This window comes from Candidatus Enterococcus testudinis, from assembly GCF_002140915.1.
In the GTDB taxonomy this organism is placed as follows: domain Bacteria; phylum Bacillota; class Bacilli; order Lactobacillales; family Enterococcaceae; genus Enterococcus_D; species Enterococcus_D testudinis.
In genome coordinates this window covers 926,912-942,649 of record NZ_NGKU01000001.1, presented here as the reverse complement: position 1 = coordinate 942,649, position 15,738 = coordinate 926,912, and the positions used below count along the sequence as shown (strand labels likewise).

Genomic DNA, 15,738 nt, shown 5'->3' with positions numbered 1-15,738 from the left:
CACAGGTTATATAGGAGGCTTTTATGCTAGGTTTATTACGTTATGCCAAGGATTATCGCAAACAGATCATCCTCGGCCCATTTTTTAAGTTTTTAGAAGCTGTTTTCGAGCTGGTTTTGCCGCTGCAGATGGCAACGCTCGTCGATCAAGGCTTACGGCAGAACAATTGGTCCAAAGTCGTGGAGATGACGCTTTGGATGATCGCGATGTCAGTGATTGGTATGATTTGTGCAGTGATTTGTCAGTATTATGCCTCGGTGGCCTCTCAAGGCTTTGGTACCGAATTGCGGAATCGCCTAATGGCCAAAATCAACAGTTTGTCTCACAATGAATTGAACTTATTTGGTACAGATACACTGATCACGCGAATGACCAATGACATCAATCAAATGCAGATTGCCTTGGCGATGTTGATTCGTTTGGTGGTTCGGGCACCTTTCCTGAGTATCGGTTCTGTGGTGATGGCCTTTGTGATTGACTGGCAAGCGGGCCTGACTTTCTTATTGGTGTTGCCAATATTTTGTATTGTACTGTTTTGGATCATCTCAAAGACAGTCCCTTTGTACCAAAAAGTCCAAGTCCGCTTGGATCAATTGAATGAACTGGTTAGCCAAAACCTCAGCGGGATCCGTGTGATTCGTGCGTTTGCCCGTACAAAAACGGAAACCAAGCGCTTTGATGAAGCGACGGATGATCTGGGGGATATTTATTTACGGGTCACCAATTTGTCCGCCCTTTTGACACCAGCGACGACGTTTATTATGAATATCGCGATTATTGGTTTGTTTTATATCGGTGGCTTTAAAGTCAATGTTGGCCACTTGCAGCAAGGACAGGTGTTGGCCTTAGTCAATTATATGAACCAAATGCTGCTGGCATTGATCGTGGTGTCGAATCTAGTCATCATCTTTACCCGGGCGGCGGCTTCTGCTTCTCGGATCAACGAGGTATTGGCTGCTGAACCATCGATCAATGATCAACTTTCTGAAGTTTTTCTGGATCAACCAAAGAACAATGTTGGCGGGATTCGCTTCGAACATGTTGATTTTCGTTTCTCGGCAGACTATGGATTGGCGCTTCAAAACATTGACTTCCAAGTCGCACCTGGTTCGACATTGGGGATCACAGGCCCGACAGGTAGTGGGAAATCGGCATTGACCCAATTGATTCCCCGCTTTTATGATGTGGCTGCAGGCAAAGTTATCGTCGATGGACAAGATGTTCGGAAATGGCCGTTGCAGCAATTACGCCAAAAAATTGCGATGGTGCCGCAAACTGCTGTCCTCTTTACAGGAACGATTCGTGAGAATTTGCAATGGGGCAAACCTGATGCTACCGATGAAGACTGTTGGCGGGCGTTAACGATCGCTCAAAGTCGTGACTTTGTGGAAGCATTACCGAAGCAATTGGATACGCCGATTTTTGAAGGGGGCAAGAACTTCTCCGGTGGTCAAAAACAACGATTAACGATTGCCAGAGCATTGATCGCCAGACCAGATATCTTGATTCTTGATGATTCTTTGAGTGCATTGGATTATCAAACAGATCTTGATTTGCGGATGGCGTTGAAAGAACACTTGCGGGGCACTGTGATCATTATTTCCCAACGGGTCCGCTCAATCCAAGATGCGCAGCAGATTCTTGTTTTGGACCAAGGCAAACTTGTCGGCAAAGGCACTCATGATGCCTTGTTGGCTGAATCAAAAGCCTACCAAGAAATCGTGGCATCTCAGGCAGAGGAGGAAGACAAATGAAAAAGAAATCTATCGATTGGTCGGCTTTTGGCCGCTACCTTCCTTACTTAGGTGCCTACCACAAAGAAACATGGGCTGCTGTGATCCTCGGCATCGCCGCTGGTGTCTCAAGTGTCTACATGACTTATTTGATCGGTCAGGGGGTGGATCAGCTGCTTGGTGCGGATCAAGTCCAATTTAGCGATCTTTACCGTATTCTGATGCTATTTGGCGGCGTCATGCTGGTGACCGTCGTCAGTCAATGGTTGATTCAGCGCTTGGGCAATCGTGTCGCCTATCTTTCAGTCGCCGATTTGCGCAAACAAGGCTTTGCCCATCTGAACACATTGCCTTTGCGCTATTACGATCAAAATTCTCATGGCAATATCGTCAGTCGTTTTACCAATGATATGGACAACATTTCAATTGCTGTCTCGGCTGTCTTCAACCAACTCTTTTCCGGCATATCGGTAGTCTTGATTGCCTTGATCGTGATGTTCCAGATGAGTGTTCCTTTGACATTGGTGGTCTTGGTCTCGACCCCAATCATTTTCTTGGTCAATTGGGTAGTGACAAAAACGTCGCAATCCCATTTTGCAAGACAACAAGAAATCGTCGGTGAGATTTCGGGCTTTGTAACAGAAATGATTGGCAATCAAAAAATCGTCAAAGCCTTCGACCGAGAAACCATCAACCAAACCCAGTTTGAAACCATCAATCAGGACTTGAATGTGCGGGGGCAAAAAGCCCAGTTTTCTTCCTCATTGACCAATCCCCTTTCACGTTTTGTTGACCATTTGGCTTACTTATCTGTGGGCTTTGTCGGTGGCTGGTTGTTCTTTTCAGGCACAGGTTCTGTCACGATTGGTGTCATCTCAAGCTTTACGATTTATTCGACCCAATTTTCGAAACCATTTATTGAATTGTCTGGTATTACCACCCAAATCCAAACAGCACTGGCTGGGCTGTCTCGGACCTTTGACTTATTGGATCAAGAACCAGAAACCGCAGACGATCAAGCATCTCAAGCCATAGATACAATCAAGGGTCAAATTGATTTTGAAGATGTCGCATTCGCCTATGATCCAGATCAAACATTGATTGAGGGCTTTACTTTCACTGCCCAGCCAGGAGAAACCGTCGCAATCGTCGGGAAAACCGGTGCAGGGAAATCGACGTTGGTCAATTTATTGATGCGATTCTATGATGTTGATGAAGGGTCGATCCGTATTGACGGTGTAGATATTCGTCAGGTAAAACGAGAAGACTTGCGCCAAAGTTTTGGTATGGTGCTGCAAGACACTTGGCTCTTTGATGCCTCATTACGAGAAAACCTGCAATACGGCAATGGCGATGCCACAGATGAGGAAATCTATGATGCGCTGAAAAGTGCCTATATGTATGAATATGTCATGCGTCTGCCTGACAAATTGGATACACCGATCGGTCACCAAGGGATCAAGATATCTGACGGTCAACGGCAATTATTGACGATTGCTCGAACGATGATCTCTAATCCACCGATGCTGATTCTAGATGAAGCCACCAGTTCTGTTGATACATTGACAGAGAAAAAAATCCAAGATGCCTTCTTGCGAATGATGCAAGGCAAAACCAGCTTTGTTATTGCCCATCGCCTATCCACGATTCGGGCAGCTGACAAGATTTTGGTCATGGATGCTGGACAAATCGTCGAACAAGGCACGCATGATGCGTTATTGGCATTAAAGGGTTATTACTATCGCTTGTATCACGCACAATTTCAACACTAAAAAAATCACTTTCCGCAAGCAGCGGAGAGTGATTTTTTTGTCAGCAGGCGCAGGATATTTTTAATCTCTTGCTTCCTCTGGTAAAGTGGAAGCAGAGGGACTTGCTGCTATCGTTTCCCAATACTGATCGCCCCACTGGCAAATCTGCTCGACAATCGGTCGTAAAGATAAACCGATATCAGTCAAACGATAGTCGACTTTTGGCGGAACGACCGGGTAGACGTGTCGGGTGATAATCTGATCTCGTTCAAGTTCTCTTAACTGGCGAATGATCATACGCTGGTTGATCGCCGGCAACAAACGATGGATCTCGCTCAAACGCAAAACAGGTTGCTGCAGCAACGCCCAAATCAAGGCAATCTTATATTTACCGCCAATCACATACATGGCGAGATCTTTGGTATGAACAAATTCTTTCTCGTTATAATGATACAATCCTTCTCACCTCTCCTATCTATATGATTGATGTTTCTTCAATGATAGGTACTATATCATGTTTTGTCGATAGTGACAAAATCGTCAGTATTGAATCACCCGTCACAACCGTTATACTGAATACAAGTAAACTACTATTTGAAAGAAGGGTATTCTATGATGAAAAGCAAAGCAGCCGTAGCTTTTGAAGCGGGCAAACCACTAGAAATCGTTGAAATTGATGTTGAAGATCCAAAAGCCACCGAAGTGATGGTCAAAATTTTGTATACCTCCGTCTGCCACACCGATGCCTTTACTCTTTCTGGGGATGATCCAGAAGGTGTTTTCCCAGCTGTATTGGGCCACGAAGGTGCTGGGGTTGTGGTCAAAGTTGGTTCTGATGTCACATCAGTGGCCGTTGGCGATCACGTGATTCCTTTGTACACGGCAGAATGCGGCAAGTGCAAGTTCTGTTTATCAGGCAAAACCAATCTTTGTTCTGCTGTACGAGAAACACAAGGTAAGGGATTGATGCCCGATGGTACGACGCGGTTTTCTTATCAAGGAAAGCCAATCTATCATTATATGGGGACGAGTACGTTCAGTGAATATACTGTCGTCAATGAAATCAATCTCGTGAAAATCGATGAATCAGCACCGTTAGACAAAGTCGCACTTTTCGGCTGCGGTGTCACGACTGGTTTAGGTGCGGTCAAGAATACAGCCAACGTTGAGGCTGGTTCGACCAATGCAGTCTTTGGTTTAGGTGCCATTGGGTTAGCCGTGATCCAAGGCTTGAAAAAAGCCGGAGCTTCACGAATCATCGCTGTGGATACCAATCCTGATAAATGGCCGTTGGCCCAAAAAATGGGGGCGACTGCATTTGTCAATCCGAAAGACCATGACCAGCCGATCCAAGAAGTGTTGGTTGAGATGACTGATGGTGGTGTGGATTACAGCTTTGAATGTATCGGCAATGTCGATGTGATGCGTGCTGCTTTAGAAGCTTGCCACAAAGGCTGGGGAGAAAGTATTATCATTGGTGTTGCTGGTGCCGGCAAAGAAATTGCGACCCGCCCCTTCCAACTAGTGACAGGTCGTGTCTGGAAAGGCTCTGCCTTTGGCGGGGTCAAAGGTCGTTCACAATTGCCTGGCATGGTACAAGATTATATGGCTGGCGAGATCGATTTAGATTCCTTTATTACCCATCATCTTGATTTTGAGGACATCAACACCTCTTTTGATTTACTGCATGCCGGTGAATCGATTCGGACGATCCTCACTTATGGAGGTGACAATGCATGAACCTGACTGTGCTTGAAGAACATAAAAGTCATGGCGGTAGGCAGATCAAGTATCGCCACTATGCTGAAACCTTGCAGTCTGAGGCAACATTCAGCGTGTTTTTACCCGATACAGCCGCAGCTGACGCCCCAACGCCCTTGGTTTGGTGGTTGGCTGGATTGACATGTACTGATGACAACTTCAGCCAAAAAGGTGCCTTCCAGAAATACGCTGTCGAACAACATATCGCTTTCGTGATGCCGGATACGTCTCCTCGAGGAACAGATGTAGCTGATAGTGAAGATTGGGATTTGGGGCAAGGTGCGGGCTTTTATTTGAATGCCACCCATGCGCCTTGGCAAACACATTACCGTATGTATGACTATTTGACCAATGAACTACCGGCCATTGTCCATCCGTTGATTCCGCATTTTTCTGGTCAAGAAAGTATCATGGGCCACTCGATGGGGGGGCACGGTGCACTGATTCTCGGCTTGAAGAATCCCAAGCGATTCCAAGCCATTTCAGCCTTTGCGCCAATCACTCACCCTTCAGCTGTACCTTGGGGGCAAAAGGCCTTTACTGCTTATCTAGGCGCTAACCAAGAGGACTGGCAGGCATGGGATGCCACTTCATTGATTGCCCATTCAGATGGCCCACCACCGATATTGATCACGCAAGGAACTGCGGATGATTTCTATGAAACACAATTGGTTGAAACAGACTTTTTGGCAGCTGCCAATGAAGCGGGTGCCTCGGTATCGTATGAGACTGCTTCTGGGTATGACCATAGTTATTTCACGATTGCGACGTTTATTGAGAGGCATATTGCATTTCATCAGCAATATTTCGCTTGAAAATCGCAAAACAGCCTTCCTAAGACACTGGAAGGCTGTTTTGTTTATTCATTGATTATTGATTCAATACATCTGCATATGCTGGTTTGCGATCAAACTCTTTCTTTGCGAATGGGCATAAGGGAATGATTTTTTTCCCTTCCGTTCGCGCTTTCTCTACGCCCTTGGCGACAAGTTTTTCGGCCAATCCTTGACCGCGATAGCTTGGATCGACAAAGGTATGGTCTATGATCATCCGCTGTGTTCCTGCATCAGACCAGGTCATTTCACCAATTTCTTTGTCGCCGTCTTTTAACACAAAACGATTTTTTTCTTCGATGATGTTCATTCTGCTTGCTCCTTTTTAATGAATTTTAATGCGCCGCTGGGACAGGTGTTGATGACTTGAGCAACTTGTGGGGCTTCGCCGTTGTCCGGTATGACCCATGGTCTACGACCTACCTCAAATACAGCCGCATTCCCTTTCACACAATTGCCGCTATGGATACAAAGTTCCTTATTGTAATAAACATCGATTGTTTCTCCAATATATTTCCGGTATCCACCTGCCAATAATGTATCTTCTGTGACGGGGGTACCTGCTAATAAATGTCCGTCCATCTTCTCCACTCCTTTATTGTTCAAACCTGAACATACGTTACATCTATCATACCGCTTTATGGACAAAAGAACAAAGAAGACCTAGGATGGATGAACTGGTCTCGATCTAATATCTAGAATAGGCTGACAGAAAGTTAAGACCTATTTCGTCCTGACATGTTCTTTATTTTTGGATGCCTGAACTGTTGTATAGACCAGCATTTACTGTACAAATATGGATTCTTTTCTCATTGTTAAAAACGGCAAACGATCTCTGCAAACAAAACAAAGGTTGGCCCATTCGATTTTGTCGTTGACATCTATCACATGGTATTGGTATTTATCATCATTGGCATCTACTTCTCGGATGATTTTATGGTTACTACGGTACCTAAATCATGTGGCTCACCATCGGGTAATTTTTTGTTTCTAAACAGTACACGCACGTTTTCTAACTGTTCGACAGAAATATCATACCCTTGATCATTCGGAGATATGGTAATGGCCCCAGCATAATGCCCGTGCTTGTCATACACTTCTTCGGTCACTTGTTTCGTAATTTCAAATGCATGAACAAGTAGGTCTTTGGCATAATTATAGGATGCCGTGCTTTGCGTCAATCCTTCGATAATCAGAACATTTTGTTTTGCAAATAAAGGCATATGAAAGTAATCATATTGATTTCGGACCCACTTAGGCCCAGAAATCACCTGATTATCAAGAAAATTGGTCCAGGTTCCTTCTGGCAAATAGAATGGTGTATCTCCTTCTTCATTGAAAATAGGTGCAACTAAGAGGTTCTCACCAAACATATACTGTTTATCGATCATATACGTTGTATAATCTTCGGGATATTCTAACATGATTGGACGCATCAATGGTATACCACTTTTTGACGTTTCTACAGCTTGGCGATAAATATAAGGCATCAAGCCATTTTTTAGTTTGGAAAACGTTTGACTGACTAACGCTGCTTCCTCACCAAATCGCCAAGGAACACGGTATTCAACATTGCCATGGTAACGACTGTGGGTAGACAATAAACCAAATTGGGTCCATCGTTTGTATAAATCCGGAGAAGCGCTCTCTTCAAAACCGCCTATATCATGGCTCCAATAGCCAAAGCCCGATAAAACAAAAGACAATCCGCCCCTTAAAGACTCAGCCATTGAAGGATATTCTGATAAATTATCTCCGCCCCAATGAACAGGGAATTTTTGCGAGCCAACACTAGCTGCCCGTGCAAAGACAACAGCATCATTTGGCCGTAATTCTTGTAACACCTCAAACACCAGCTCATTATATAGATAGGCGTAGTAGTTATGCATCTTCTCTGGATCTGATCCGTCATAATAAACAGCATCGGTAGGTATCCGCTCACCAAAATCTGTTTTGAATGAATCTACACCCAATTCTATCAATTCAACTAGTTTTCCTTTATACCATGCCCTTGCTTCTGGATTTGTAAAGTCTATGATGCCTTGTCCAGCTTGCCAAAGATCCCACTGCCATACTTCTTGGTGTTTGTCTTTGATGAAGTAGCCTTTTTCTTTACATTCTTGAAAAACAGAAGCTTTTTGTCCTATATAAGGGTTTATCCATAGACAAACCTTTTTTCCTTTTTCATGAATTTTGTCGATCAATCTTTTCGGATCTGGAAATAACGCTTTGTTCCACTCAAAACCACACCATTCAAATTCTTTCATCCAAAAACAATCAAAATGAAATACATCAAATGGAATATCTCGCGCTTGCATTTCTTCTATAAAAGATAGCACTGTTTCTTCACTATAGTCCGTGGTAAATGAGGTGGACAACCACAACCCGAAAGACCACGCAGGTGGTAAAGCTGGTTTCCCAGTTAAGTCCGTATATTTGTTTAATATGCTTTTCATATCAGGTCCATAGATAACATAATAATTTAAACGATCTCCCTCAACACTAAATTGTGTACGAGAGACATTTTCAGAGCCTATTTCAAACGAAACTTTTTCGGAATGATCTACAAATACTCCGTACCCATGATTTGTTAAATAAAATGGAATATTTTTATACGCTTGCTCACTCCCAGTTCCTCCGTCTTGATTCCATATATCAACGGACTGGCCATTCTTGATAAAAGGTGTAAATCGTTCTCCTAAACCATAGACAAATTCATACGGATCCAGCGTTAATTGCTCTCTCATATAATGCTTGCCATTTAGATCTGTTATCAGCGCTTGACCTTTTGGCAATGATGACGTTAAAAGATTTCCTTCCCCATAAAAGTCAATCTGAAAAAGATCGTTCATACTCATTCTTGCCTCTAAATCTCCTGCTCTGAAGCAATACGTATCCTCGTCTTTCATATATACTTCCTGGTCTACTTCACTTGATGCAACAAAAAAATGTGGTCCTTTATTTTCTCTGTCGTGATGGACAATCTCAACATGTATCACATCATTTCTTGGTGAATCAAACGTGATTGTTGATAAACCAATATTTAATGTGTCGCCTCTTCTGTGAATGTTCTTGTAAGGTGCATATACTTTCAATTGTTCATCTTTTACAGTCGCGTCATAGATATTTTGTGGATGTTGAATATCATATCCTTCTTTTGCTAGCCAATAGCCATTTGTAAACTTCATTTTTTTCCTCCTACTTCACAGCACCGTCAGAAATGCCTTTTACTACGTATTTTTGTAATATAATAAATAAGATGATAATTGGTAGAACAACGATGACCAAAGCGGCCAAAGCTAAATGCCATTGCTTGTTGAACTCTCCAAAGAAATAAAACATTTTGAGGGGAATGGTATACATGCCTTCTTTGTTTACGCTTAAAGAAGGAAGTAGATAATCATTCCAAAACCAAAGTGCATTCAACACAATGACTGTCACTGTCGTTGGTGAGAGCAAAGGAAAGATGACTTTCCAATAAATCTGAAACGTATTCGCCCCGTCGATTACTGCTGCTTCATCTAATGACTTTGGAATTCCTCTTAATGCACCATAATAAAGAAATGTGGACATACTTGTCGCTAATCCTAAATACATGATCATCAATCCTGGTCTGTTCAGCATACTTACCTTACCAAACAACGATATCAAAGGAATCATTATTCCTTGAAAGGGTATCAAGAGACCGATAGCGATAATGAAATAAATAAAACTACTGATTCGACTAGTATTTCTTGAAAGTGCATAAGCTGCCATTGATGAAACAAATACAATGAGTATCAAGGATCCTATTGTTATGATCAATGAGTTTGCAGCACTTCTTACAAAGTCTAACTTATCTAGCGCTTCACCATAATTCACAAATGAGAGTTGCTTAGGTAAAGTCAATGTATTTTGAAAAATTTCTGCTTTTGACTTAAACGAGTTAATAAATATAAGAAAGAAAGGATAAAACCAGAGAAGTGCAATAAGTATGCCGGACAAAATAATGATACATTTTTTTCTGTTTTTTCTTTTTCTATTCACGCCTGTTCTCTTTTGAACTGCTGCATGTTTGGGTTCAATCGTTTGATTCGTCATGCACTGATCTCCTTTCTCCTGGTCATAGATATCTGAACAATGGAAATAATGACAATAATCACTAAGAAAATAACAGCCTTCGATTGAGCATAGCCCATCTTACGCATAGAAAATGCCTCGTTATATATATTCATCGCAGCCATTTGTGTTGAATTATACGGTCCCCCTTGCGTTAAGGCTAAATTCTGATCATAAATTTTGAAGGCATTTGAGAGCGTTAAAAACAATGTGACTGTGAATGCAGGCATCAACATAGGTAGTTTGATGCGAAAGAAAATTTGAAATGGGTTGGCACCGTCCATATCCGCAGCTTCAAGTATTTCTTCTGGAATATTGTTCAGAAAAGAAATATAAATCAGCATCATATACCCGCTCATTTGCCAAACAAATAATATAACCAATCCCCAGAATCCAGTCTCTGGCGTATTTAACCAGCCTTCGAAAAATGTCAACCCTGTCACTTCCGCAATACTTTCGAATGCTTTATTAAAAATAAATTGCCAGATAAAACCCAAAATGATTCCGCCAATTAAATTGGGCATAAAGAAAATAGTTCGAAACAACGTTGTCCACTTACCTAGTTTTTGTGTCACTAATGTCGCAAGTAACAAGGCAATGATATTGATCAATAAGACACTATAAATTGAAAATTTAGCAGTAAACAGCAAACTGTCTATGAATGCTTTATCTTTAAACGCCCGCAAATAATTTTCTAATCCGATAAAAGAGCCAACCGTATTGCCATTCCAATCAGTTAAAGAATAATAGCCACCTGTAATTAATGGTATAAACAATACAACGATCAAGCCAATCAATGCAGGTGTTAATAATAACCAAAATGATTTTGAACGATTTGTTAACATGTGCATCCCCCTCATGTTTTTTTCTGAAGAATATGGCTAGAGAAGTTGTTCTTTATACTTATCTAGCCACATACCATTATTTTCGTTCTTCTGCCCAGCTCGTCTTTAACACATCTGTAAAGTCAGACCATGAAAGTTGATTTGCTGCATAGGCTTGAAGATTTACGCCGAACACATTTTGACCATATCCATCTGGATAAGAATTGTGTACCCAAGGAACTGTGCGACCATCACTGAGATACGTATAAATTTCTTTTGAAAGTGGATCCGTTATTGCATCACTTGAGAAATTCGTATAGGCCGGTATAAATTCGAAGTCGTTGATGATTGCATCCATCGCCTCTTCATCTGTATACATCCAAGTTAAAAATTCGATCGATGCATCAATAACCTCTTGATCCTTGTCTTTGTTTACACCCCAAAACCAAGCCGGACCAGCAACGATTTTGCTTTCCCCTTCTGACTCAACTGTCATAGGAACAATCGATAGCTTCTCTTTAGAAAAAGATTCATCTAAACTATTCAAAGTCGGTACAATCCAATTTCCCTGATGAATGATTGCCACTTTACCACCTGCAAATAGTTCCTCAACAGATGTACTATAGTCCATTGATTCTAAGGGCTGAGCGTTATATTTGATGGCTAAATCAAGGTAGTTTTTCATCGTTTCTGCATAAGTCAATTTTAATTCTGTTGCTTCATATGTCTCACCTAAACTGTCATTAAATTCAGGTGCAAAAAAATTCGAACTAAATTGACTGTCTACCCATGTTTCACCACCACTAAACCCAAATACACCCGATAATCCTAATTCTTCTTTCTTTTGATCTAGTGCCTCAACGGCAGTCTTTAGACCCTCATAAGTATCCAAAGTAGAACTATCTATATTTGCTTCTTCAAATATGTCTTTATTGATCAACCATCCATAGCCTTCAATATTCATCGGTACCCCATAGTGAATATCATTCAATGTGGCCCCTTCAAGGGTACCTTCTATCGCATTTTTCGCTAGATCCGTATCACTTAGATCATATAATTTATGTTCCCATGTTTGCGTATCCGCTAGTCCGCCGAGCATAAAGATATCTGGCTCATCTCCTGAAGAAAATTTGGATTGCATAGCAGCAGTCGCATCCGTCCCACCACCGACAGTAGTCATGTTAATTTTGATATCAGGATGACTTTCTTCAAAGCTTTTCACAAGATTATCCATTTGCTCTGCAGTTTCGGTTTTTATATTGAATACTTCCAATGTCAAACCTCCATCACCAGATGCATCATTCTCGTTGTTCCCACAACCACTCATTAGTCCCAAAGACATACACAAAACTATTGATCTAAACACCATTTTCGTTTTCATCATTTTCCTCCTTTGGTTTATACTACAAATAGATTATATTGATATTTAATACCAAATGTAATCGCTATTTTAATCATAATACCTTATTATATTGATATGAGAGAGGAAGATTCGTGTGCAAAAAAAATATATTTTCACCCCAAATCCAAATGAAAACGATATTGATACCACTTTGAAAGAGATAACTGAACATGGCGATAGTCTATTTCCCATCGCTGTTCATTTCACCAATCATCAAAGTGGTCAAAAAAATATGATACATAAGCATTGGCATCGAGAACTAGAAATTTTGTACATTTGTCGAGGGCGTATGATTGTCAATATAGAAGAGACATCTTTCAAAGTAAAAGCCGGAGATATCCTATACATTCCATCGAATCTACTTCATGAAGCAATGCATGATCAAGAAAGTCCGTGTGCTTTTTTTGCGATTGTATTTGATAAATCATTTATTGAAAGCCGTGTAACTGATCATATTCAACAATCTTATTTTGACCCGCTCTTTCAAAATATCAATCAACCTGCCATGTATTTTCATGAAAAGAACGCATTTTATCAAGATATTCAAGGAAGCGTGATCAAAATCATTGATTTGTTTGCCCTTAAAGCGCCTTTATACGAGCTTTCCTTAAAATCAAATCTCTATATTTTCTTTCAAGCAGTTTTATCAAATACGTCTCAAATAAGCGGGAATAAAAATATTCAAGATAGCAAAAGCTATCTAAACTCCTATAAATGCAAAAAGACGCTATTGTATATAGAAGAAAACTATAAAAGTCATATTACACTTGAGGAAATAAGTATGCATATAGGTTATAGTAAAGAGCATTTTTGCCGATTCTTTAAAAAGAATTTCCGGGTTTCATTTTTTACATACTTAAATCAGATGCGGATCAAAAAAGCTGAATATCTCTTATTGAATACGCATTTAAAGATTATTGATATCGCTCTTGAAACGGGATTTGACGATGCGAATTATTTCACAATTGTCTTTAAAAAAGAGACCAGTCTGACCCCTTCGGACTATCGAAAGAGACCTAGTAATGTTACTAGTTTGTAAATCAACGCAAGAAATAAAAAAGAAAAACAAGCACCAAAAGCTTTGCCTTTGATCTTGTCTTTCTTTTTTTTACTTCATTCAACCAACTTTTACTCAATCACTTTAAAATGAATCATCTGAGACACATAATCCCCTGCCAAATGCGGATCGATATAGATCCCCATTTGCATCAATTCATCGCCACCAATCACCCCATAGTCAGACTCATATTGCTTTTCAGCAGCCAATCCTTGCAGCTTCAACGTGACAAATGGTGCCGAGGCTTCAGCCAATACACGGAAATAAAACACTAAGGCTTCTGATTGGTCTTTGGAGATGTACATCCACGCCGTATCATTGCCGTCAAAAGGACTGAGCAAACGCACAAATGTACCGAATTGCAGTAATCTGCGGTGTTTTTTGTAGAAACTGATTTGCTCTGTAATCACTGCTTTTTCCTCTGTTGACAATTGTGTCAAGTCTAATTCGTAGCCCAATAATCCAGACATCGCCACATGGCCTCTAATCGAAAGATCGGTATTGCGGTGGGTTTGATGGTTGGGCACTGCCGATACATGAGAACCCATGGTCGATGGTGGATAAACCAAACTAGTACCATACTGGATCTTCAACCGTGCAATCGCATCGGTATTGTCGCTGGTCCAGATTTGCGGCATATAGTATAAGAACCCTGCATCGAAACGTCCTCCCCCGCCAGAGCAGCCTTCAAATAAAATATGTGGGTAAGTAGTGGTCAGTGTTTCCAAAAAGTCGTATAGCCCTAACATATAGCGATGGGCGACTTCTCCCTGCTGTGCTGGCGCCAATAACAGCGAATAGACATCAGACATATTGCGGTTCATATCCCATTTGATGTAATCGATTGGCACACGATCGAATAGGTCCTGTAATTGACGATAGATATGATCGCGGACATCTTGTCGTGAAAAATCTAGCACGTATTGACTGCGGCTCAATGACGGTTGTCGATTTGGTACTTCTAAGCGCCACTCTGGATGGGCACGGTATAAATCACTGTCGCCTGACATCATTTCTGGTTCAAGCCACAAGCCGAATTGCATGCCTTTGTCTTTGACCTTGTTGGCAAATCCGGCAAGACCAGAAGCCAATTTTCCTTCATTTTCCACCCAATCGCCAAGAGAAGTCCGATCGTCTTCTCGCTTGCCAAACCAGCCATCATCAAGGACAAATAATTCGATGCCTAAGTCTTTGGCTTCTGAAACTAGCTGCTCCAATTTGTCTTCATTGAAATCAAAGTAAGTGGCTTCCCAATTGTTGATCAAGATTGGCCGTTCCTGATTTTTGTAAGTACCACGAATCAGATGCTGATCATAAAAATTGTGATAGACATGCGAGAGTTGATTCAATCCTTGGTCACTATAAGCAATCACAACTTCAGGTGCTTGAAAGACTTCCCCATGATTGAGTTGCCAATTGAAATGGTAACTATTGATCCCCATCACGACTCTGGTCTGCTGGTAGGGATCGCGCTGGATGATCGTTTCGTGACTGCCGCTGTACAAGAGGCTGAAGCCAAAGCATTCTCCTTGGTTTTCCGTTGTTTGCGGGTCAGCCACAATACTAAATGGATTTTGCTGATGACTACTAGCGCCTCGCTTGCTGTCTAACCGTTTGGTGCCAATCTGGATAGGTTCACGGGTGATTTGCCGTTCTCTAGCCCATGCACCGTGGAGATGGATCAAGTCTAACGGACGATTGGGAAAATCCAATGACTGGCTGGCAAATTGTTCGATGCTTACTTGCGCTTCATGATGGTTGATCAATTGGCTGGAGCGCACGATGGCCGCAGTATCTGCAAAAATCGAGTAAAACAATTTCAACTCTACTTTAGCCGTTTCATCCACCAATGATAGACACAATGTTTCAATCGCTTCTGCCTCACCATGGGTTTGCGGCAGACCAGCTATGGACGGCTTTCCTTGCATAATTTGATGCTCTTGATATACAAAATGTGTGACATGGCTGCCATCGTTATGTCGAATATCATAAGCTGCTTCACGAAAGTCGCCAAAACCATTGCCCGGAAATTCCATCATCAACGTGTCTAACGAGAATAAGCGATCCGTACTATCAGGCGGATTGGGTGAAAATGATCGGTCTACGCGTGGATAACGATAGCCTCCTGAATAGTCCGCCAATTGTTTGCCATAATAGATATGGGCAAGGTTGCCGCCATCTTCGATCTGCATCACATAGCTGATCTGTCCATTACTTAAATGAAAGGTACCTTTTGTTTGATCAAATGTAATCATCGTTTTCCCTCTTTTATTGATTAT

General features: G+C 41.5%; 13 protein-coding genes. 5 read left to right on the top strand and 8 right to left on the bottom strand.

Annotated elements, in window-relative coordinates:
• Window positions 1-23 precede the first annotated feature (23 nt).
• On the top strand, window positions 24-1,754 hold the full coding sequence (locus tag A5886_RS04530) for an ABC transporter ATP-binding protein (RefSeq protein ID WP_086273843.1): 1,731 nt from the start codon (window positions 24-26) through the stop codon (window positions 1,752-1,754).
• Entirely contained in the window at window positions 1,751-3,505 is a 1,755-nt protein-coding gene (locus tag A5886_RS04525; RefSeq protein WP_086273842.1) for an ABC transporter ATP-binding protein, read from the top strand. The genes A5886_RS04530 and A5886_RS04525 overlap by 4 nt, the downstream gene beginning before the upstream one ends.
• A gap of 60 nt (window positions 3,506-3,565) precedes the next feature.
• On the opposite strand, the gene A5886_RS04520 is transcribed toward A5886_RS04525, so the two are convergent.
• Window positions 3,566-3,940 carry a winged helix-turn-helix transcriptional regulator gene (locus tag A5886_RS04520; RefSeq protein ID WP_086273841.1) on the bottom strand — a complete coding sequence of 125 codons (375 nt, stop codon included), beginning with the start codon at window positions 3,938-3,940 and terminating at the stop codon, window positions 3,566-3,568.
• Window positions 3,941-4,099: 159 nt separating this feature from the next.
• Between A5886_RS04520 and A5886_RS04515 the strand changes: the two genes are divergently transcribed.
• Both A5886_RS04515 and fghA read left to right on the top strand, forming a co-directional pair.
• A complete protein-coding gene (locus A5886_RS04515; RefSeq protein ID WP_086275989.1) occupies window positions 4,100-5,224 on the top strand; it encodes an S-(hydroxymethyl)glutathione dehydrogenase/class III alcohol dehydrogenase in 1,125 nt (374 codons plus the stop codon).
• Window positions 5,221-6,060, top strand: a complete 840-nt coding sequence (fghA, locus tag A5886_RS04510; protein WP_086273840.1) for an S-formylglutathione hydrolase — start codon at window positions 5,221-5,223, stop codon at window positions 6,058-6,060. The genes A5886_RS04515 and fghA overlap by 4 nt, the downstream gene beginning before the upstream one ends.
• 55 nt (window positions 6,061-6,115) lie before the next feature.
• Here the strand turns inward: fghA and A5886_RS04505 are convergent, their stop codons facing one another.
• The 6 genes from A5886_RS04505 to A5886_RS04480 form a co-directional block, all read right to left on the bottom strand.
• Window positions 6,116-6,388 carry a GNAT family N-acetyltransferase gene (locus A5886_RS04505; protein ID WP_086273839.1) on the bottom strand — a complete coding sequence of 91 codons (273 nt, stop codon included), beginning with the start codon at window positions 6,386-6,388 and terminating at the stop codon, window positions 6,116-6,118.
• Complete coding sequence (locus A5886_RS04500; protein WP_086273838.1) at window positions 6,385-6,660, bottom strand: (4Fe-4S)-binding protein; 276 nt, start codon at window positions 6,658-6,660, stop codon at window positions 6,385-6,387. Before A5886_RS04500 ends, A5886_RS04505 begins: the two co-directional genes overlap by 4 nt.
• A 335-nt stretch (window positions 6,661-6,995) precedes the next feature.
• Entirely contained in the window at window positions 6,996-9,266 is a 2,271-nt protein-coding gene (gene yicI / locus A5886_RS04495; protein WP_086273837.1) for an alpha-xylosidase, read from the bottom strand.
• Between the two features lie 10 nt (window positions 9,267-9,276).
• Window positions 9,277-10,158, bottom strand: a complete 882-nt coding sequence (locus A5886_RS04490) for a carbohydrate ABC transporter permease (protein ID WP_086273836.1) — start codon at window positions 10,156-10,158, stop codon at window positions 9,277-9,279.
• Window positions 10,155-11,021, bottom strand: a complete 867-nt coding sequence (locus A5886_RS04485; RefSeq protein ID WP_086273835.1) for a carbohydrate ABC transporter permease — start codon at window positions 11,019-11,021, stop codon at window positions 10,155-10,157. Before A5886_RS04485 ends, A5886_RS04490 begins: the two co-directional genes overlap by 4 nt.
• 76 nt (window positions 11,022-11,097) lie before the next feature.
• Complete coding sequence (locus A5886_RS04480; protein ID WP_256926142.1) at window positions 11,098-12,381, bottom strand: ABC transporter substrate-binding protein; 1,284 nt, start codon at window positions 12,379-12,381, stop codon at window positions 11,098-11,100.
• A gap of 115 nt (window positions 12,382-12,496) precedes the next feature.
• On the opposite strand from A5886_RS04480, the gene A5886_RS04475 reads away from it, so the two are divergent.
• Entirely contained in the window at window positions 12,497-13,441 is a 945-nt protein-coding gene (locus tag A5886_RS04475; protein ID WP_086273833.1) for an AraC family transcriptional regulator, read from the top strand.
• 89 nt (window positions 13,442-13,530) lie between these two features.
• On the opposite strand, the gene A5886_RS04470 is transcribed toward A5886_RS04475, so the two are convergent.
• Window positions 13,531-15,714 (bottom strand): alpha-galactosidase, encoded by a 2,184-nt coding sequence (locus A5886_RS04470; RefSeq protein WP_086273832.1) that lies wholly within the window; start codon window positions 15,712-15,714, stop codon window positions 13,531-13,533.
• Window positions 15,715-15,738 lie beyond the last annotated feature (24 nt).